Origin of the sequence: Leptolyngbya sp. FACHB-261 (assembly GCF_014696065.1) — a bacterium.
Taxonomy (GTDB): Bacteria; Cyanobacteriota; Cyanobacteriia; order FACHB-261; family FACHB-261; genus FACHB-261.
Genome location: NZ_JACJPL010000031.1, coordinates 330527 through 349062 on the forward strand (window position 1 = coordinate 330527; position 18536 = coordinate 349062).

Below are 18536 nucleotides of genomic sequence, written 5' to 3' on the forward strand. Positions count from 1 at the left end.
TCTAGGTAAATCTAGGCACTGCCTGCGTTGGGGGTAACTCTGGGCAGCGTAAGATTCCTGAGTCAGCTACCGAGCAATGTTCAAGGGTTAGAACCAGTCTCGTGAAGCAAAGCAGGTAAATTACGTGGCAGAATTCCCCTAACTCATACACCCCCCGATGCATGAGGCATCAATACTCTATACAGTATCTACAGGCACTAGGTGGTGTCACGGGTTAAGGCCGAACTTCACTCGAAATTTAAGAGAGTTCACTGAGAACAATTCCGCTCAACCACCGTAAATACTCTTGTCTAGGCTTGGTTAGTGCCTGTTGTAGCCGTAAAACCACTGCAAAAACACTGCGGAACGAAGTATGAACTAGAGGTAACCCAGAGGATCTACAGGCGAACCGTTAACCCGAACTTCAAAATGCAGATGCGGTCCTGTTGATAGTCCCGTTGAGCCAGCAGCAGCAATAGGCTGGCCTTTGGCAACGCCTTGGCCTTCGCCCACATAGAGCGCACTGCAATGACCATAAAGTGTAGTGAGTCCACCACCATGGTCAATCACCACTGCATTGCCGTAACCACCGTACCAGCCAGCAAAAATCACTGTGCCATTGTCGGCTGCTCGAATCGTGCTGCCATAGGCTGACCCAAAATCAATACCAGCGTGGAAACGGCGATAGCCCAAAATTGGATGTACTCGCCAGCCAAAGTAGCTAGTCAATGGAGCATCTGTGGGCAAAGCCAGTTGCCCCGTACCACGCACAATGGGGCCACCCGTCCGACTTTGCTCTGCTGCGACTCGCCGTTGAATTAGACCGGTCAGGGCAGCAGACTCCTCCGCTAACTGCGTCTCCGCCGCTTCTAGAGCCTGACGATCATTAGCCAGCCGATTCACGGTTTCAGTCTGAGCTGCCGCTTGGGCCTGGAGCTGAGCTTTCTGGCCTAGGAGTTCCTGGGTAAGCAGGGCAATCTGGTTTTTCTGCCGCTCGATCACAGTCTTACGGCGGTTCAGCTCAGCCGCCGCTCGCGTCAGGTCAGACAGAATTTGGCGGTCTGCACCATAGAGCAAACGCAGTTGATAGCGTCGGTCTAAAAACTCGTTGAGATTGCGGCTCGCTAACAACAGCGTCCACCAACGCCCCGATTGCTGTCGCTGCAAGTAGCGCAGGCGAGCAACGGTAGCTAAGCGTTGCTGTTCGTAGCGTTCCTCATAAACCTTGAGGTCAGCCAGCAAATCCTGCAACTGCTGCTCCGCTTGCGCCAGTCGGTACTCGTTGTCCTTAATCTGGCTGTCAGTCGCACGGATATTAGTCTTAAGATTGTTGAGCAATTGCTGCGCCGGTTTTTCCTGCTGTTGCACCGACTGGCGCTGCTGCTGCACCGACTGGCGCTGCTGTTCCACGCTCTGCTGACGTTCACGCAGTTGCTTGAGGCTCTGAGCGGAAACTGGTTTCCAGGACAAGCAGCTCAGCAGGAGCACTAGCAGGAGTGCCAGCAACCAACGCCAGCGGTTGTTGCCCAATTTCCCTAGTAGCCTCACGATCCTACCGCCCCCCAAATGCCGGCCATCGTAACACCTGGTTCCGGCATCTAAGACTGAGTAGGAGCATAAAGCGCTTGGTTATAAGCCTTCTGTTCTTGATGGGTCAGAATTGTGCAGTTGGACCGGGGGTAAGCCACGCAGGTCACTGCATAGCCCTGAGCAATCTCAGCACTCTGCAAAAAAGATTGCTCATGCTGGTCAACCTCGCCTTCCAAGATCTGCCCCAGACACGAAGAACAGGCTCCTAAACGGCAGGACCACGGTAAAACCAGCCCTGCATCTTCAGCGACATCAAGGATGTACTGGTCTGCAGGGACTGAAAGGGTGGTATCTAGACCTCGCTCAGGATTGAGCAGACGGACCTGGTAGGTGGCAGGGTTGGACAGCTCCATGACCTCAGGCATTGCACAAATCAGCCAATCCAGATTAGTTTACTGCCAACCCTGCCAGTCCCAACTAGCCGCTAAAGCCCGCAAGCAATATAGCCAAGCCACCCAGCAACGCCAAGATAGCTAATACTAAACCCGCGTTTGGGCTACCTTTCCACGAATAGTTCTTATCGCTCATCTAAAGTTTCCTCTCGTATCTTTTTCTGAGTTCTATAGTTACATTTTTTAACGCGGACGAAGCCACCCAGCCTGAAAACCTAGGCCTGATAACCAGACTTGATTATCGAGCTGGCGCCTCGCTTGAGCAGACAGCAAGCAAATACAGCTAGAGACAGCATTAGTTGGTACTTAGAGTATCCATAGGTAGATACTTTGAAGGCAACTCAGCCTGAGAATTAAAGATAGACCTGTGGTTAAGTCGAGTTTGTAGCTCCAGGTCAAAACTGATCAAGGTTTCCCTTAAACAAGGTAGGTGAGACCGGTGCAATCACTTCCCCCGTCAGTCCCTTCTGAGTCTGTGAGCCAGGAATCGCATGATTTGATTCTGCGCTCTTGGCAGCGTCAGAACAAACGTCGCCAGTTCATGCGTCAACGCTTGGGGCGTCTAACTTGGCGCTCGGCTCAGGAGCAGTTCGTCTCCCTGAGCGCACCAGGCTGTATGCCTTTCTGCCTCACCTGCCTCTACTATGCAGCGGAGCCCTGGTTTGTCTGTGCTCCCAATCCTCAGGGACCCAGCGCCCCTACCTGCCGGGACTGGCGCGAGATTCAACCCTCCTAACCAGACTTTGGGGTAAGACTTTTAGACACAACCCCTAGGCCCTGACGCGAACCCAGCCACTCAGCCTGAGTGCGTTGTGAATTGGGCTAGCCAATAAATGTGTCAGAACTGCAAACATAAAAAGAGGGAGTGCTGAAATCCTGACCAAATACGATACAAACGGTAAAACTGGATACAGATTTTTCTGATATATTAGATAAGTAAGCACGGCACTGACTCATACGGAGACAACGCCATGACAGTTCAAGACCAAGCTCGTTCGCTGATGACGCGCCATCACACGGCCATCAAGCATCGCCAGCAATCGCTGCTGGGCCGCTCTGCCATCGAAGTTGGCCTACCTGTTGAGGCAGCTCAATACTGGAACCATATTCAAGGCAAGCCTCATCCCTCATTTCGCGCTACCTATGACCGTAGTGGCGCAACGATGAGCTGAGAGGCTACTCACCTCAGATTAGCCTTGTATCTAATCGGCTATTTAACCTGCGCCTGCTCAGTTATCTGAGTAGGCGCAGAGCTTTTTGGGGCTATTTTATGGATTTTGACTCAGTAGCTTGAGATAGCGACGGGCAATGGTAGTTGGCTCGTAGGCTGCTCTGACTTGAGCCACTGCTTCTGCTGAAGGTACAAATTGCGAACGATGGCGCAACATTTCGGTCAAATGTTCAGCCATCTCTTGGGGATCCAACGGATCGTCAACGTATTGGGCCAGATTTAACGTGACTTCTGGAAGCGAAGTGCAACGGGTAGTGAGGGTTGGTAGCCCCATGCCCAAAGCCTCCACAGCAGGCATGCCAAAGCCCTCAAATAAGGATGGGAAGGCAAAGATAGCAGCGTGATGATAGTACCAAGCCAACTCCCCATCGCTGATATGACCTGTAACCAGCACTCGCTGCTGCAAGCCCAACTGGCTCACGAGAGCGGGAATATCGTCGCACTGCTCGCGGCGGACACCCATCAAACTTTGGGGAAATTGTCCTACCAGAACCAGTTGAACCTCAGATAAATCGTCAGGCAATTTCTGAAATGCCTGGAGTAGAATTCTGAGATTTTTGTGCTGGTAATGGTTGGCAACACACAGAACGAAAGGTTGTTCAGGTTGCACTGAGGGCGTTGTGACAGTCTCCAGGCGTTGCCAAAGAATAGGAACGGGCAGCGTCACTACTGGGTGCTTGGTTTTAATGGCATAAGTTTGCTCGATATCCTGGCGCACAAAATCTGAAATCGTGGCTGTGAAATCGGCATTCAGCAGTGTTGCCCGATGTATTACATTCAGCCAGAGCCTTCGCCGCAAAGAAAAATATTGTGGATAATGTCGATGATTCAGATCCAGAATCAAGGTCACAGTTGGTACTGGCTGCCGCCACTGCCAGGGCGTGAAATAGTTGGGATAGATGAGTCCATTCAAGGCTAGTTCGTAGCTGTAGCGAGGAATTTGAATAGCTTCACTGACAAAGCGATTGCCCTGAATAGGGATCGAAATAATGGTGATGTGCTCCTTCAAACTCCGATAGGCAGGATCACCCTGCTCTAACTCTGCAACCCAGTCAGTAATGTGAGCTGGCAGAAATAGGAACGTTTCCACCTCTGAAATCTGGGCCATGCCAATGAGCAAACCTCGCAGCAAGAACTCTGCCCCACCCACTTGGGCTGGTTTCAGAAACAGGCCACTGATGCCCACTTTCATTGCTCTATCCCTCTAACCGGTCGAGAAGCCACAGCCTCAAGCGTACCCACCTATGCAGTTGGTTCTACCCAACCTGCTGCCTACCAGCACAAAGAAGCAGTGAGGCTACTGATATCAGTAGGTGAGTTCTGCCTTTGAGCAAAGGCAGTATAAGTTCGCACAGGGTTTTGCTTTAGAAATCTTGCGAACCTAAAGTTTTAGATGAATGCCCTCTAAACTAAAGTGACGAAATATACAGTGAAATGAACAGCAGAACACTGAGCTTGTACTTTCCGCCCTAACCTTATTCACCGAAGAAATCCGGTTGCCATGTGATTGTGTCAGAGGCTACTGGGTATCCTTCCTGTAGCAGTCAAAGCAGTCAAGCTTGATCAGGAGTGGGTGGCATTCTTGGCAGCATAGACTGAGATGTACTCTTTTTGTTGCCCCGAGAGGAGTCAGTGAGCACTAGAGAGCTGATTATCGAAGCAGGTCGAACCGAAGGTCAGTATTGGAAGGATCTATGGCGCTATCGGGAGCTATTTTATTTCCTGGCTTGGCGCGATATCTTGGTGCGCTACAAGCAGACAGCGATCGGTATTGCTTGGGCGCTGATTCGGCCCTTTTTAACAATGATTGTGTTCACGATTGTGTTTAGTCAGTTGGCAAAATTGCCTTCGGGAGGTGTTCCCTATCCAATTTTAGTTTTCGCTGCTATGTTGCCCTGGCAGTTTTTTGCTAATGCGCTATCAGAATGTAGCAACAGCCTGATCACGAACTCAAATTTGATTTCAAAAGTCTATTTTCCTCGTTTGATTGTGCCTGCCAGTGCAGTGATTGTCAGTTTTGTCGATTTCTTAATCTCTGGCATGATCCTATTAGCATTGATGATTTGGTATAGTTTTGTTCCTGATTGGCATATTGTGTTTTTGCCACTGTTCACAGTGATTGCCATTGCAGCAGCAATGGGGGTAGGGCTCTGGCTAGCTGCTTTAAACGTTAAATACAGAGACTTCCGCTACATCGTGCCGTTTATTGTTCAATTTGGTTTGTACATCTCGCCAGTAGGCTTCAGTAGCAGTGTTGTGCCACCGCAGTGGCGATTGCTCTACTCACTCAATCCGATGGTTGGTGTAATCGATGGTTTCCGCTGGGCGATCTTGGGTAAGGACGCTGAGATTTATTGGCCTGGCTTTGCACTGTCCTTGGGATTAGTAGCTTTTGTACTCTACACCGGCATTTGGTATTTTCGCAAAACAGAACGCACATTCGCAGACGTCATTTAGGCAGGTTTAGACTTGTGGCTGATACAGTGATTCGAGTCGAGGGTCTCGGTAAGAAGTACACTCTTGGTCGCCAAGCAGGGGGGCGCAGCCGTTACATAGCTCTTCGAGATGTGATGGCTGATAGCGTAAAATCTCTTGGGCGAAAGCTTTTTAGAACGTATGACCAGCAGCAAATCAGCTTGACTTCTGAAGAATTCTGGGCACTCAAAGATATTTCTTTTGAAATCAAGCAGGGAGATAAAGTTGGTATTGTCGGGCGCAACGGAGCAGGCAAGTCTACACTTTTAAAGATACTTAGCCGGATTACGGACCCAACACTGGGGCGAATTGTTATTAGGGGAAAAGTAGCCAGTCTTTTAGAGGTGGGAACAGGCTTTCACCCAGAGCTAACTGGCAGAGAAAACATTTATCTCAACGGCGCGATTTTAGGAATGAGCAAAGTGGAGATTAGCAGAAAATTTGATGAGATAGTTGATTTTGCTGAAGTTGAAAAGTTTTTAGATACACCTGTTAAGTATTACTCGTCTGGGATGTATGTGCGTTTAGCCTTTGCCGTCGCCGCTCATTTAGAGCCGGAGATCTTAATAGTGGACGAAGTACTAGCAGTAGGGGATGTTGCTTTTCAAAAAAAGTGTATGGGGAAAATGAGCGATGTTTCCGAAAAGCAGGGCAAGACCATACTTTTTGTAAGTCATAATATGACAGCTATAAAAAGTTTATGTGAAAGAGCAATTTGTATGAGCAGAGGGACTTTAGTAGACGAAGGAGAAGCTAGCAGCATTGTTGCGAAATACATCCAATCCTATTCTTCCAATGAGCTAGAGCGAGTTTGGGAGGATCCAAAAACTGCTCCTGGGAACGAGCAAGTGCGGCTGTATCACGTCCGGCTTTCAACTACTCAAGATATTCCAAAAGAGAGAATGACAGTTTGCGACTCACTAAAATTAGAATTTAAATACTGGAATTTTGTTGCTGGCTCTTACTTGAATCTCAGCCTTGTACTCTATACGCTTGAAGATATTTGCGTTTTTAATTCGATATCAGAATCGAAATTCTCTCCAGCAGGTTTGATTTGTGAAACTTGTTATATTCCTAGTAACTTCTTGAACAATTCTACGTACCGAGCCAGGTTGTTGATCGTAAAAGATGCTTCAGTCCCACTTTTAGATCAGGAAGAACTGTTCACATTCGAGATTCATGACGCGGAGCGAAAGGGAGGCTGGTATGGCAACTGGATTGGTGTTATTCGTCCTGACCTTAAATGGAATACTGAATTAGTCGAACCGATAACAGGCAGTCAATCATGAACTTGATTTCCATTAAAAGCTTAGCTAAGAGCAAAATCAAAAGATCGTTAAGGGAAGCGTACGAAGTTTGTCATTCTGTACCTAATAATCTTGCTCTGCAATGGCGAAAGAAGCAGTTCGCAAAAAAGCTGTCTAATTTTGAAGCTCCGTACAAGCTACATTTAGGATGTGGAGCCATTAAATTTGAGAGCTGGGTTAATATTGATTTGCATTTGTCATCTAGAGCAGCTGATATATCCTGGGATTTGAGCCAAGGGATACCTCTTGAAGATGGCTCCTGTGAGTTTCTCTACTGCGAGCATTTCCTAGAACACATGAACGCTGAGCAGGGTGTAGCCTTTCTAAGGGAATGCTATCGTGTACTTAGGTCGGACGGAGTAATCCGAATTGCTATGCCTTCTCTTGATGTTTTGATTGAAAAGTCTTACCAGGGCAATTGGCGAGAGCAGGATTGGTTGACTTGGCCCGGATTTGAATTTATTCAAACTCGTGCAGAGATGCTAAATATTTGTTTTCGTTCGTGGGGTCATCAATGGCTTTACGATCGCGAGGAACTATATCGTAGGCTGAGTGAAGCTGGATTTGAGAAGATTAGGGATGTTGAATGGCGTGTCAGCGACATTGCGGAGCTGAGAAACCGGGAGACACGCAAAGATTCTTTCTTAATATGTGAAGCTCAGAAATAGCGAACAGTCAGACAGTTACTGTTCACTATTCTTTGATCTTCCCTACTACGCTTAATCAAAATTTTATGGTACGAAAGCTAGTGATTTGGGGTACTGGAGGGCATGCTTTAGTCGTTGCTGATATTATTCGCCTTGGTGGAGAGTATGAGATCGTTGGCTTTCTAAGCGATTCAGATTCATCCCACTACGGTTCTAATTTCTGCAAAGCTCCTATCTTGGGTGGGCGGGAGCAATTAGACAACCTTATTTCAGAAGGGGTTAAGTATTTAATTTTGGGAATTGGAGATTGTCTAACTCGGCTAGAATTAGCTGAGTTAGCTCGACTAAAGGGCTTATCCTTGGCCACTGCAATTCATCCTCGAGCAGTTGTTGCATCTAGTGCATCGATAGCTGCTGGAACAGTTATTACAGCTGGAGCAGTTATCAATCCCAGCGCAAAAATTGGATCCAACGTTATCATTAATACCTGTGCCAGCGTTGATCATGAATCTATTATAAAAGACGGAGTTCATATTGGACCAGGAGTTCATTTAGCGGGCAAAGTTACTATAGGACGTGCAACTTGGATAGGAATTGGGGCAACAGTTGTAGACCGTGTGCGAGTAGGATCAGGCACACTAATTGGAGCAGGCGCTGTTGTCGTAAACGATATCCCCGACAACGTAGTAGCTTACGGAGTTCCAGCTAGAGTAATACGCGAGATTGTGAAAAATGTTAATTGAGTCTCAACTAGAAAGTTTGGCAATATTTAGTCATGCACCTGCCTTTAGGGAGGGATTGCATGTAGGCCGTCCAAACATCGGCAGACGCGAACGGTTTCTGGAACGTGTAAATGACATGTTCGACAGAAGATGGTTGACCAATAATGGCCCTTATACACAGGAGTTAGAGCAGCGAATTGCTGATCTCATTGGAGTGAAGCATTGTGTTGCTATGTGTAATGCTACGGTAGCACTTGAGATTGCGATTAGAGCCACTGGTTTAACTGGAGAGGTTATTGTACCCTCATTTACCTTCATTGCGACAGCTCATGCACTCCAATGGCAAGAGATTACACCCGTCTTCTGTGATATTGATTCCAAGACCCATAACTTGAATCCTCATCAAGTTGAAAAGATGATCACACCGCGTACCACAGGGATCATTGGAGTTCATCTGTGGGGGCGGCCTTGTGATGTGGAGCAACTCTCAGAAATTGCGCACCATCACAATCTGACATTAATGTTTGATGCAGCTCATGCATTTGGATGCTCCTATAAAGGGCAGATGATTGGTAACTTTGGTGATGCCGAGGTTTTCAGTTTTCATGCCACTAAATTCTTCAACACCTTTGAAGGTGGAGCAGTAGTCACTAATGATGATGAGCTAGCAGAGAAGATGCGCCTTATGAAAAATTTCGGCTTTTCTGGATATGACACAGTTACATATATTGGAACTAATGGGAAGATGAGCGAAGTGTCCGCGGCAATGGGACTGACATCTCTAGAAAGTTTGCCAGAGTTTATTGATACAAATTATCGAAATTATAAGCAGTATCAGAGAGAGCTAGAAGATGTTCCAGGTGTTCATTTAGTAATTTATGATGAAAGCGAAAAATTCAATTACCAATATGTCATTCTAGAAGTTGATGAGCTTACAGCACAATTGAGCCGTAACCAATTGCAAAAGGTTCTCATAGCTGAAAATATTCTGGCAAGACGTTACTTCTATCCTGGTTGCCATCGGATGGAGCCCTATCGCTCCTACTTCCCTCATGCTGGTCTTCTGCTTGCTAATACAGAGCACTTAGCAAAGCGTGTGCTTTCTCTACCTACTGGTACAAGTGTTGGTTCCAAAGAGATAAGTGTGATCTGTAGCATAATCAGGCTAGCGGTGAGATATGCCACAGAAGTACGAGAGCAATTACAGCAAAGGTAAAAGCAAGAAGCAATGAGCTAAAGTAGGGATAGATTTTAACAGATTATATAAGCTGAGATGACCTCAGAAAGACCTTAAAGAACTAGACCATCAACAACTTGTATCAGAATATGCCAAGAGTATCGGTCATTATTCCATCTTATAACCACGAAAAGTATATAGCCGAAACAATTGAAAGTGTCTTAAATCAAAGTTACCAGGATTTTGAGATAGTGATTGTGGATGATGGGTCAAGTGACAAAACTGTAGATATCATCAGCCAGTTTTCTGACGAAAGAATCAGGCTTTTTCAGCTTGAGAAGAATCGAGGCGCATCTGTCGCTGCTAACAAATGTGTCCGTGAGGCCAAGGGCGAGTTCGTTGCAATGTTAAGCTCGGACGACATTTTTATGCACGACAAACTAGAAAAACAAGTTGCTTTTTTAGAGAAGAACACGGAAATTGCTGCAGTCTTCAGCTACGCTCAAATAGTTGGTGAGGATGGTAGAAATTCTGTTGGCGAACAGAATTTCTACCAAAAAGCTTTTATACAACCTAACAGAACAAGATTTGAGTGGCTAAACCATTTCTTTTTCTACGGCAACTGTTTGTGTCATCCTAGTGTTTTAATTCGGAAACAATGCTATGGAGTCGTTGGCTCGTATGATGAGCGTTTTGCTCAACTACCAGATCTCGACTTCTGGATAAGGCTTTGTTCGAAATACGATATTTACGTAATACCAGAGAATCTGATCAAGTTCCGTGTTAGAAAGCATCAAGAGAACGCTAGCGGCAACAGACCTGAAGTTAAAATTCGCCACATGATAGAGCTTTCCCAAATTTTAAAGAACTATCTAAGCCTGGAGAACCGCGATAATTTCTCTAAAATCTTCCCCGAAGCCGCTGGCAGCAAGACTGGATTTAGAAATGAGCTTTTACCTTTTTATATTGCTAATTTTGCACTCAAGGTAAATAGTCCTTCGCATAAATACTTTGCTATCAGTACATTTTATCAATTATTTAATGATACAGATATTGCTCAAAAGTTAAGAAGTGACCACTCTTTTGACTTTGCTGATTTGATTCGACTAAGTGGAGAGTATGACGTTTTTGGGACAATAGCTCAAGAAGAGATTGAAAGATTAAAACATAGCAAATTCTGGAAGATAAGGGCACAGTGGCTTACATTCAAAAAGCTATTAGGTCTTACAAAGCATGATTGAAAGGCAAGACGCAAAAAGATTATCCCCAAAACTATCGTGAATCGCCACCTAATTCTTGACAAGGTTTCGCCCGAACAGGATAGGCTCTCCGGAGAAATATAGCAAGATTCAACTATCGCTCTTCATAATCTATTTGCGTTTAAAAAACATACAGGAAAAATGAGTTTTAGAAAGCTAGGAACGGAGCTTAGGTATCTTTATAATTCCATCACTAGTGGAAGAGCACTATTCGTTGTGCTTCATACTCTTCGGGAAGAAGGCCCCGTCCACCTGCTAAGAAAACTAATCACTAAATTCGTCCCCACCTCTATTAGGGTCCTCTTCAGTGACCATCGGAAACTACCAGATGGGATCCCTCTGAGTAATGACTTCGCATATCAAAGATGGCTTATCAACAACTATCCCAGAAAAGCTGATCTTCAGAGGATGTCTAACACGGTCACGATGTTCAATTACAGGCCAGTTATAAGCATTATCATGCCAGTCTTCAATACTCCTGAATCCTTCTTAAAGGAGGCTATTGAATCTGTTCTGAGCCAGATATATCAGCACTGGGAGCTATGCATTGCCGATGATGCCTCGACAGAAAGCCATGTGGGACAAATTTTGAGTGAATATTCATCAAAGGACTCTCGCATCAAAGTTGTTTTCAGGGAAGAGAACGGACATATTTCTCTATCTTCTAATTCAGCTTTGGAGATAGCAACAGGTGAGTTTGTAGCACTGCTTGATCATGATGATTTGTTAACGCCAGATGCCCTTTACGAAGTAGCCTACTTGCTTAACCGACATCCTGATGCCGATATGATCTACTCGGATGAGGATCAGATTAATGAGCGAGAACAGCTTAAGTCTCCGTTCTTTAAACCTGATTGGTGCCCTGACTCGTTTTTATCTAGAATGTACACCTGCCATTTCAGTGTGTATCGAAAGGTTCTTATCGAACAGATCGGCGGTTTTAGAGAGGGATACGAGGGATCTCAGGACTACGATCTTGCCCTTAGATTTACAGAACAGACTAAAAAAATATTCCACATCCCCAGGATTTTATATCACTGGCGCATTCACCCTAATTCTACTGCATACAGCCTCGCCTGCAAAAGTTATGCAGTAGAAGCAGCGATTAAAGCTCTTTCTGATGCTCTTGATCGAAGAGCAGAGCCTGGAGTAGTGGTACCTATCCCAGCTGAGGGTCGTTATATTATTCGTTACAAGATAGAAAAACTTGACTTAGTCAGTATTATCATCCCGACAAGAAATTTAGGAAAAACACTAGACAAATGTTTAACATCTATTTTTGAAAAGACCGTGTATCCTAATTACGAAGTTTTATTAATTGATAATGGCAGCACTGAAGTGGAAACAATCGGTGTTATTGACAAATGGAAAGAAAAGGAGCCAACCAGGTTTAAATCTCAGTCCTTGGATATTCCTTTCAATTACTCCAAAATCAACAATCATGCAGCGAAGGCAGCTTCGGGGCGGTATTTATTATTTCTAAATAATGACACTGAGGTCCTGACCTCAGATTGGATCAATGCCTTGGTTGAACAGGCACAAAGGCCTAGTATAGGAGCAGTTGGAGCATTACTGCTATATCCAGACAATACAGTTCAACATGCTGGACTAGTCATAGGAATTGGTGGTTTGATTGACCACGGACACAAGCATTATCCTGCAAAACACCTCGGCTACTTTGGTCAACTTCAAACTATAAACAATTATTCTGCCGTAACAGCAGCTTGTTTAATGTGTAGACGGGAAGTTTTTGAAGAGGTTGGAGGCTTTGAAGAAGAACTTGCAGTTGCCTTTAATGATGTAGATCTTTGTTTCAAAATGGTCGAGAAAGGTTATAGAAACATTTACCTTCCTCACGTCATACTTTATCATTATGAATCCAAGAGCCGGGGTTATGACACCACTTCAGAGAAGCATAATCGGCTTGTTAAGGAAATGGAATATCTGAAAAGCAAGTGGGGAAAACACCTCGACTACGATCCTTGTTACAGTCCAAATCTAACTAAGTCTCGTTATGATTTCAGTATTGATATATAGCCCTGGCAAAGCTTTAAACCTTCATCAGCTTCTCATCAAACGTCAGTCCGACCACCCCAAATACATTTAAGTCAGGTTGGACTAACAGCCTTAGAAGAATTTCTCCTTGATATTTGAGCCAATTGGTTCGGATAGGAAAGGTGTGCCAGAGAGACCAAGTGAGTTAGTCCAGTGGTAGGCCACACCCGTAGCCCGGAACTGACCCCAATTCTGAGATTGAGAAGGCACGGGTGTGTAGTTATCGCTATCCTATTGAATGCTTCCAGCCCGGAGGGGGAACATGCAATTGCTGCAAGCTGCCGTTGATGCACTCAAACAGCAGCACTATGCCAGGGCAGTCGAACTGCTGCGTGACCTAGCGCAACAAGCGACGGCTCAAGGCGACCATCGCACTCAAATTCAAGCGCAAATCTATCTAATCCAAGCTTATGAAGGCTGTGGACGGCGCAGTGAGGCCGTGCGTCTCTGCCAGAGTTTGCTCAGTTACCCAGAGCCCAAGCTACAAGCTTGGGCTCAAAAAATGTTGGCTACGCTGTCTCCGACTGATGTGCAGTCCGAGCCCACTAAGGCACGAGAGTTAGAGCCAACTGTCAGCCAGTACCCCTCGGAACCTGAAGCCTCACCCCCTGAGGCTCCACCTGTTGCCCCCACTCAAACTCATTATTTGGGATTTGAGTTGCCAGTCAAAGACCGTTACCACCGGCAAGGGGCACCGCTGCGCATCGTTCGGGTGGGTGTACTCTGGCCTGTTATCGGCCTGACCTTACTTTGGGAAGTCTGGCTCACGCTGCTCCTCCTGGGGTGGATGCCAATTTTTCAGCAGTCCAACCCACTGGTGGGGAGAGTTCCGATTCTGCTGTTCCTGGGCGGTGTTGCAGCTCTCTCACCGTGGCTGATGGATTGGCTATTGGGGTATTGGACCCAAGCTTGGGGAGGATTGCGCCCATTACCCTTAACCGAGCTGAGCCGTAGAAGCTCAGAAGCCTATCGGCTGGTACAGCGGTCGAGTGAGCGTCGCGGTCTAGGGCTGAAGCGGGTGAAGTTGGCCTTGGTTGAAACAGACATGCCCCTCGTCTTCAGTTATGCAGGCTTGCTAGGAACAGGACGGCTGGTGGTGAGTAGTGGGCTGTTCTCGGTTTTGGAACCAGACGAGCTAGCTGCTGTCGTCGCCTACGAAGTAGGGCAAATCGCCTATTGGGACGCAACAGTCATGACCCTGGGACTGCTGTTAGGGCAACTGTTTTATCTGCCTTACATTGGCCTGGTCGCTCTCAACAACCGCTACTTGCAACAGAGTTGGACCAAATGGGGGATTCTACTGCTGGCGGCAGGTTTTCACCAGCTATACCGCTTGAGTCTGTGGCCCTTGCTCTGGCTGTCCCGTCGCCGGACTCATTTCGCAGACCACTTCGCAGCGGCCAACACCGGCAACCCCAATGCTCTGGCGCGGGCCTTGGTGAAAGTTGCGTTGGGGCAAGCAGATCAAACTGCTGATCCCGCCATAGGTCAGGCTGACCCCATGGCAAGGTTGTTAGAAGCGATCCGGCCTTTAAGTCTGTGCGATGACCAAGCCGCTTTGCCCCTCGGACGCTTGCTCTTAGCTCAGCCCACAGAGCCCTTGGTTTTGGAGCGCTGGCTACTTTGGGAGCTCTACAATCCCTGGGTGAACTGGAGTGAACTGAGCACCACTCATCCCCTTCTCGGCAAGCGATTGGGAGCGCTCAGCGGCTATGCTCAGCAGCTCGCTCTCCCCACCCAAATCGACTTGGATGCAGTAGTTGCCTTGAGTAGACGCTTGGAGAAGCCCGTCTACGAGCAGTTTCAACTCAGGCGCGCTCTTTTAGCGGCACCTTGGTTGGGGTTAGGACTGGGGTTAGTTCTAGGCTGGGTACTCAGTTTGCTATTCCAAGACAGCTGGCTGATCCTGTCACTGGTCTTGATTGGTACAGGCACTGGGGTTTTGCTGAGAGTCAACACGCTTTATCCGGACGTGCTGGCGGAGCGTTTCCAGGATGCCAGCCTGAGCCAACTACTACTGAATGCATCTGCCGAACCCCTGCGTGGTCTGCCCGTGCGTCTTCAGGGGAAAGTCATACTGCCCTTAGATTTTGGTAGCGATCCGGATGGAGCAGTCACATTTGAGGATGAGGCAGGCAGACGGGTTGCTTTGCGCTATCAAGCAGCCGCAGGACCAGCTGGCAGCTTGCTAGTCGGCTATCCGCTAATGCGACAGTGGACGGCAAAACCAGTCACGGTTCAAGGCTGGTTCCGACGAGGGCCTTTGCCCTGGGTCGATGCGCTAACTCTAGAGGCAGCCTCTGGGGAGCAACTCAAGAGTAACTTTCAACTTTGGACTTACGGTTTGGGGAGCAGTCTAATACTGGCAGGGCTAACCACACTGTGGTTTTTCGGCCAGGTCTGAGTTTCGGGTGTGCCTGCCCTAGACTTGAGTGAGCAACGGAAGAACTGCGGTGAGTTTTGATTTACCTGATGATCTGATGGGGCTTTTAAAGGCTTTACGTCAGGACAATGAACGAGTGCGTCTGCACGCTACCCGTGCTCTGTGGCAGAGGTGGTATGCAGAAGCAGGACCAGAGGCTGAACGACAACTGCTAGCGGGTACAGCCTCGATGGAACAGCAACGCTTTGCTGAGGCGGAACAGGAGTTCAGCCAACTCATTCAGCAGCATCCAGATTTTGCAGAGGCCTATAACAAACGAGCAACCCTGCATTACATATGCCACCGTTATGACCGTTCCCTCCGTGACTGCCACCGCGTTGTGGAACTCAACCCACATCACTTTGGGGCCTGGCATGGCATGGGCCTCTGCTACTTTGCCTTGGATCGCTATCCAGAAGCGCTACCCGCTTTTCGCCGGGCCTTGGAGATTCAACCCTTTGCCCAAATCAATCAGGCCATGAGCCTAGAGTGTCTGGTGCGGATGAGCTAGGGCAGGCTGGGCTCTGGAACGCCAGCTTCGAGCAAAGGCCAAATGGCTTGGAGAAGTTCGCCGAGGCCCTGACGGCTCACTGCCGAAATGCCCAGGACTGGCTGCTTCAGGTGGGCACTCAAGTCAGCTTTGATCTCAGCAGCAACAGATTCCTCAACGGCATCTAATTTGGATACAACGACCAACTGTGGCTTAGTGCTAAGGCCATGGCCATAGGCTTCAAGCTCAGCCTCGATGGTCTGATAGTCATGTAGGGGATCAGGGGCAGTACCATCAACGAGATGCACGAGCACTCGGGTGCGCTCAATGTGGCGTAAGAAATCGTGGCCCAGACCAGCACCTGTATGAGCGCCTTCGATCAAGCCGGGGATGTCAGCAAAGACAACGCCGTCGCCTGTGGGCCGGCGCACTACACCCAGGTTAGGCACCAACGTGGTGAAGGGATAATCAGCAATTTTGGGCCGAGCTGCCGACAGCACAGAGATCAGGGTCGATTTACCAGCATTGGGTAAGCCGATCAGACCGACTTCTGCCAGGAGTTTCAGCTCTAGACGTAGCAAGCGACTCTCGCCCGGTAAACCAGGCAGAGCTTGTTCGGGAGCTCGATTCTGATTGCTCAGAAAACACCGGTTACCGAGTCCGCCTTTGCCACCTTTCGCGACCCGCAGCTCCTGGCCAACATCGGTCAAGTCACCCAGAAACTCACCAGTCTCAGCATCGTAGATTACGGTGCCGCAGGGGACTTCGATAATGCGGTCCTCACCGCTAGCCCCGGTCATGTTCTTGGCACCGCCGCGCTCCCCGTTCTCGGCTTGAAAGCGGTGAGCATAGCGAAAATCCAGCAGAGTTTGCAGGTTCTGGGTTGTCCGCAGAATCACATTTCCACCCCTGCCACCGTTGCCGCCCGCCGGACCACCCGCCGGTACATACTTCTCCCGCCGGAAGGCAACGATGCCATCGCCACCATCGCCCGCCTTGATTTGAATTTCTGCCTGGTCAATAAATTGCATGCGTTCCAATTGGCTAAAGGCACAAGCCTCTAGCCCACCTCATTATCTTTATGGTAGTGAGGGTAGTCACGCTGATCGCCTTTACGCTGAAACTACTCCAAAAGGAGAGTGGATTTAGCGTTACTAGAAGCGCTTAGTCTGGCCCAGTAAAGCGACGCTGGAGTCGGTCGGAAAGGGCATTGTAGCGAGAGGCAAGTCGAGCTTTGCCTGCAGCGGCCCAATCTTGAAGCAGTTGAATCTGTTCTTGGGCGGTACGAGCGAGAGGTACAACTTGACTGGCGGACTCTAAAACATCGTCAGTAGTGAAGTCGCGGTTCTGGCTGAAGCCCAGGTGCATGGCTTCGATGATTGTCTGCTCGATCTCAGCTCCCGAAAAGTCCGGCGTTTCGTAGGCTAGGCGCTCCAGATCATAAGCGCGAACGTTATGGGGCCGCAGGCGGTTGAGGTGCACCCGGAAGATTTCTCGTCGTTCCTCAGTGCTGGGCAAACCGACGAAAAAGATCTCGTCAAAGCGGCCTTTGCGCAGCATTTCGGGTGGTAGGGCGCCAATGTTGTTGGCCGTTGCAACCACAAACACAGGAGACTTTTTCTCTGCCATCCAAGTAATAAACGTACCGAAGACCCGAGAAGTGGTGCCGGAGTCACCACGGCCATCGCTGCCAGCAAAGGCTTTATCAATTTCGTCGATCCAGAGAACACAGGGAGCTAGCGCCTCAGACAACTGAATCATCTGACGGGTTCGAGACTCAGATTCGCCTACCAGCCCCGCAAACAGGCGCCCTACATCCAAGCGTAGGAGGGGCAGATGCCAGTGATGGGCAATGGCTTTGGCAGTGAGGGACTTACCTGTGCCTTGAATGCCAACCAGTAGCAGCCCTCGCGGATGAGGGAGACCATAACTGCGTGCCCGGTCAGAGAAGGCGTTGCCTCGGCGCAACAGCCAGTCTTTGAGGTTGTCCAACCCGCCAATGTCTGAGATCTCTTCAGTGGCAGGGTAAAAGTCGAGGATTTGCGTTTGACGAATGGTCTGGCGCTTTTCCTCCAAAATCAGATCTACGTCTTCAGGCCGCAGTTCGCCATGCAGGGCAATAGCTCGGCCTAATACCCGTCGGACGCGTCCCTGAGAAAGCCCCTGACAAGAGCGCACCAAGTCGTCCATAGCACGGGCTTCCAAAGTTCTGCCCATGCTGCCCAGCAAACGCTCGACCTCAGCTCGAATTTCAGCGCCATTGGGCAAAGGAAATTCCAGGACAGTCAGCACCTCACTGAGATCGTCCGGAATGTTGAGCTGAGGTGAGAGGATTACTACATTCTTAGGCTGCGATTGAAGTAACCGGGTCAAGTTGCGCAGCTTACGCCCCACAGCGACATCTTCTAAAAAGCGATGAAAATCTCGCAGGATAAAGATCCCCGGTGCTGTAGCCGGTAACTTTTCTACGAGTTCCAGGGCTTGCAAAGGATTGCGTCGGCCAAAGCCAGCATCTGTGGGGTTGCCCTGGTAACCGTCCACAAAGTCCCAGGTGTAGACCGCCCGGTTGCCGCTCTCCTGAGCAATTTCAGCGATAGTTGCCTCTACCCGCTCTTCTTCGCGCGAGGGAATGTAGATAACCGGATAGCGGGCACGCAGCAGTAGGGCAAATTCTTCGCGAAAGCTCATGGCTGGGGCAGAGAACGGGGCTGAGCTGCAACAGACTGCAACAATAGTTATCGTCCCACGTTGCACCTGTAGTGCAACTCTCTCTAGCTAGGTGACAGTGCC

At 48.5% G+C, this 18536-nt stretch carries 17 protein-coding genes; 12 read left to right on the forward strand and 5 right to left on the reverse strand.

Annotation, left to right across the window (positions count from 1 at the left end; genetic code table 11):
* Window positions 1-357: 357 nt before the first annotated feature.
* The gene (locus H6F94_RS26630; RefSeq protein WP_313949381.1) at window positions 358-1527 is read right to left on the reverse strand and encodes a murein hydrolase activator EnvC family protein; all 1170 of its coding nucleotides are present in this window, start codon (window positions 1525-1527) and stop codon (window positions 358-360) included.
* 50 nt (window positions 1528-1577) lie between these two features.
* Window positions 1578-1922, reverse strand: a complete 345-nt coding sequence (locus tag H6F94_RS26635) for a 2Fe-2S iron-sulfur cluster-binding protein (RefSeq protein ID WP_190805297.1) — start codon at window positions 1920-1922, stop codon at window positions 1578-1580.
* Between H6F94_RS26635 and H6F94_RS33130 the strand changes: the two genes are divergently transcribed.
* From H6F94_RS33130 to gifA, 3 genes are all read left to right on the forward strand, one after another.
* Window positions 1921-2046, forward strand: coding sequence for a hypothetical protein (locus H6F94_RS33130; RefSeq protein WP_277878174.1), 126 nt, complete (start codon window positions 1921-1923; stop codon window positions 2044-2046). The two genes, H6F94_RS26635 and H6F94_RS33130, sit on opposite strands and share 2 nt — an antisense overlap.
* A 354-nt stretch (window positions 2047-2400) precedes the next feature.
* Complete coding sequence (locus tag H6F94_RS26640; protein ID WP_190805298.1) at window positions 2401-2697, forward strand: hypothetical protein; 297 nt, start codon at window positions 2401-2403, stop codon at window positions 2695-2697.
* A gap of 235 nt (window positions 2698-2932) precedes the next feature.
* The gene (gene gifA, locus H6F94_RS26645) at window positions 2933-3133 is read left to right on the forward strand and encodes a glutamine synthetase inactivation factor IF7A (RefSeq protein WP_190805299.1); all 201 of its coding nucleotides are present in this window, start codon (window positions 2933-2935) and stop codon (window positions 3131-3133) included.
* A gap of 96 nt (window positions 3134-3229) precedes the next feature.
* Here the strand turns inward: gifA and H6F94_RS26650 are convergent, their stop codons facing one another.
* Window positions 3230-4384, reverse strand: a complete 1155-nt coding sequence (locus tag H6F94_RS26650) for a glycosyltransferase family 4 protein (protein WP_190805300.1) — start codon at window positions 4382-4384, stop codon at window positions 3230-3232.
* Window positions 4385-4824: 440 nt separating this feature from the next.
* On the opposite strand from H6F94_RS26650, the gene H6F94_RS26655 reads away from it, so the two are divergent.
* The 9 genes from H6F94_RS26655 (at window position 4825) to H6F94_RS26695 (ending at window position 15767) form a co-directional block, all read left to right on the forward strand.
* Complete coding sequence (locus H6F94_RS26655) at window positions 4825-5649, forward strand: ABC transporter permease (RefSeq protein WP_190805301.1); 825 nt, start codon at window positions 4825-4827, stop codon at window positions 5647-5649.
* A gap of 14 nt (window positions 5650-5663) precedes the next feature.
* Window positions 5664-6956: an ABC transporter ATP-binding protein gene (locus H6F94_RS26660; protein WP_313949382.1), complete on the forward strand. Its 1293-nt coding sequence runs from the start codon at window positions 5664-5666 to the stop codon at window positions 6954-6956.
* Window positions 6953-7642, forward strand: coding sequence for a class I SAM-dependent methyltransferase (locus H6F94_RS26665; RefSeq protein ID WP_190805302.1), 690 nt, complete (start codon window positions 6953-6955; stop codon window positions 7640-7642). Before H6F94_RS26660 ends, H6F94_RS26665 begins: the two co-directional genes overlap by 4 nt.
* A gap of 32 nt (window positions 7643-7674) precedes the next feature.
* Window positions 7675-8364, forward strand: coding sequence for an acetyltransferase (locus H6F94_RS26670; RefSeq protein WP_199320674.1), 690 nt, complete (start codon window positions 7675-7677; stop codon window positions 8362-8364).
* Window positions 8354-9559, forward strand: coding sequence for an aminotransferase class I/II-fold pyridoxal phosphate-dependent enzyme (locus H6F94_RS26675; RefSeq protein ID WP_190805303.1), 1206 nt, complete (start codon window positions 8354-8356; stop codon window positions 9557-9559). The genes H6F94_RS26670 and H6F94_RS26675 overlap by 11 nt, the downstream gene beginning before the upstream one ends.
* A 110-nt stretch (window positions 9560-9669) precedes the next feature.
* On the forward strand, window positions 9670-10761 hold the full coding sequence (locus H6F94_RS26680; RefSeq protein WP_190805304.1) for a glycosyltransferase: 1092 nt from the start codon (window positions 9670-9672) through the stop codon (window positions 10759-10761).
* Between the two features lie 477 nt (window positions 10762-11238).
* Window positions 11239-12816, forward strand: a complete 1578-nt coding sequence (locus H6F94_RS26685) for a glycosyltransferase family 2 protein (protein ID WP_242041431.1) — start codon at window positions 11239-11241, stop codon at window positions 12814-12816.
* A 280-nt stretch (window positions 12817-13096) separates the two neighbouring features.
* On the forward strand, window positions 13097-15238 hold the full coding sequence (locus tag H6F94_RS26690) for a M48 family metalloprotease (RefSeq protein WP_190805306.1): 2142 nt from the start codon (window positions 13097-13099) through the stop codon (window positions 15236-15238).
* 49 nt (window positions 15239-15287) lie between these two features.
* Window positions 15288-15767 carry a tetratricopeptide repeat protein gene (locus H6F94_RS26695; protein WP_313949383.1) on the forward strand — a complete coding sequence of 160 codons (480 nt, stop codon included), beginning with the start codon at window positions 15288-15290 and terminating at the stop codon, window positions 15765-15767.
* On the opposite strand, the gene obgE is transcribed toward H6F94_RS26695, so the two are convergent.
* Together obgE and H6F94_RS26705 are read right to left on the reverse strand one after the other, a co-directional pair.
* Window positions 15764-16777, reverse strand: coding sequence for a GTPase ObgE (gene obgE / locus H6F94_RS26700; RefSeq protein ID WP_190805307.1), 1014 nt, complete (start codon window positions 16775-16777; stop codon window positions 15764-15766). The two genes, H6F94_RS26695 and obgE, sit on opposite strands and share 4 nt — an antisense overlap.
* Before the next feature lie 133 nt (window positions 16778-16910).
* Window positions 16911-18434, reverse strand: coding sequence for a Ycf46 family AAA ATPase (locus tag H6F94_RS26705; RefSeq protein ID WP_190805308.1), 1524 nt, complete (start codon window positions 18432-18434; stop codon window positions 16911-16913).
* Window positions 18435-18536 lie beyond the last annotated feature (102 nt).

Coding starts and splice junctions, on each gene's coding strand:
- H6F94_RS33130 (WP_277878174.1), top strand. CDS start 1,921: ATGACCTCAGGCATTGCACAAATCAGCCAATCCAGATTAGTTTACTGC.
- H6F94_RS26635 (WP_190805297.1), bottom strand. CDS start 1,922: ATGGAGCTGTCCAACCCTGCCACCTACCAGGTCCGTCTGCTCAATCCT.
- gifA (WP_190805299.1), top strand. CDS start 2,933: ATGACAGTTCAAGACCAAGCTCGTTCGCTGATGACGCGCCATCACACG.
- H6F94_RS26650 (WP_190805300.1), bottom strand. CDS start 4,384: ATGAAAGTGGGCATCAGTGGCCTGTTTCTGAAACCAGCCCAAGTGGGT.
- H6F94_RS26665 (WP_190805302.1), top strand. CDS start 6,953: ATGAACTTGATTTCCATTAAAAGCTTAGCTAAGAGCAAAATCAAAAGA.
- H6F94_RS26675 (WP_190805303.1), top strand. CDS start 8,354: ATGTTAATTGAGTCTCAACTAGAAAGTTTGGCAATATTTAGTCATGCA.
- H6F94_RS26680 (WP_190805304.1), top strand. CDS start 9,670: ATGCCAAGAGTATCGGTCATTATTCCATCTTATAACCACGAAAAGTAT.
- H6F94_RS26685 (WP_242041431.1), top strand. CDS start 11,239: ATGCCAGTCTTCAATACTCCTGAATCCTTCTTAAAGGAGGCTATTGAA.
- H6F94_RS26690 (WP_190805306.1), top strand. CDS start 13,097: ATGCAATTGCTGCAAGCTGCCGTTGATGCACTCAAACAGCAGCACTAT.
- obgE (WP_190805307.1), bottom strand. CDS start 16,777: ATGCAATTTATTGACCAGGCAGAAATTCAAATCAAGGCGGGCGATGGT.
- H6F94_RS26705 (WP_190805308.1), bottom strand. CDS start 18,434: ATGAGCTTTCGCGAAGAATTTGCCCTACTGCTGCGTGCCCGCTATCCG.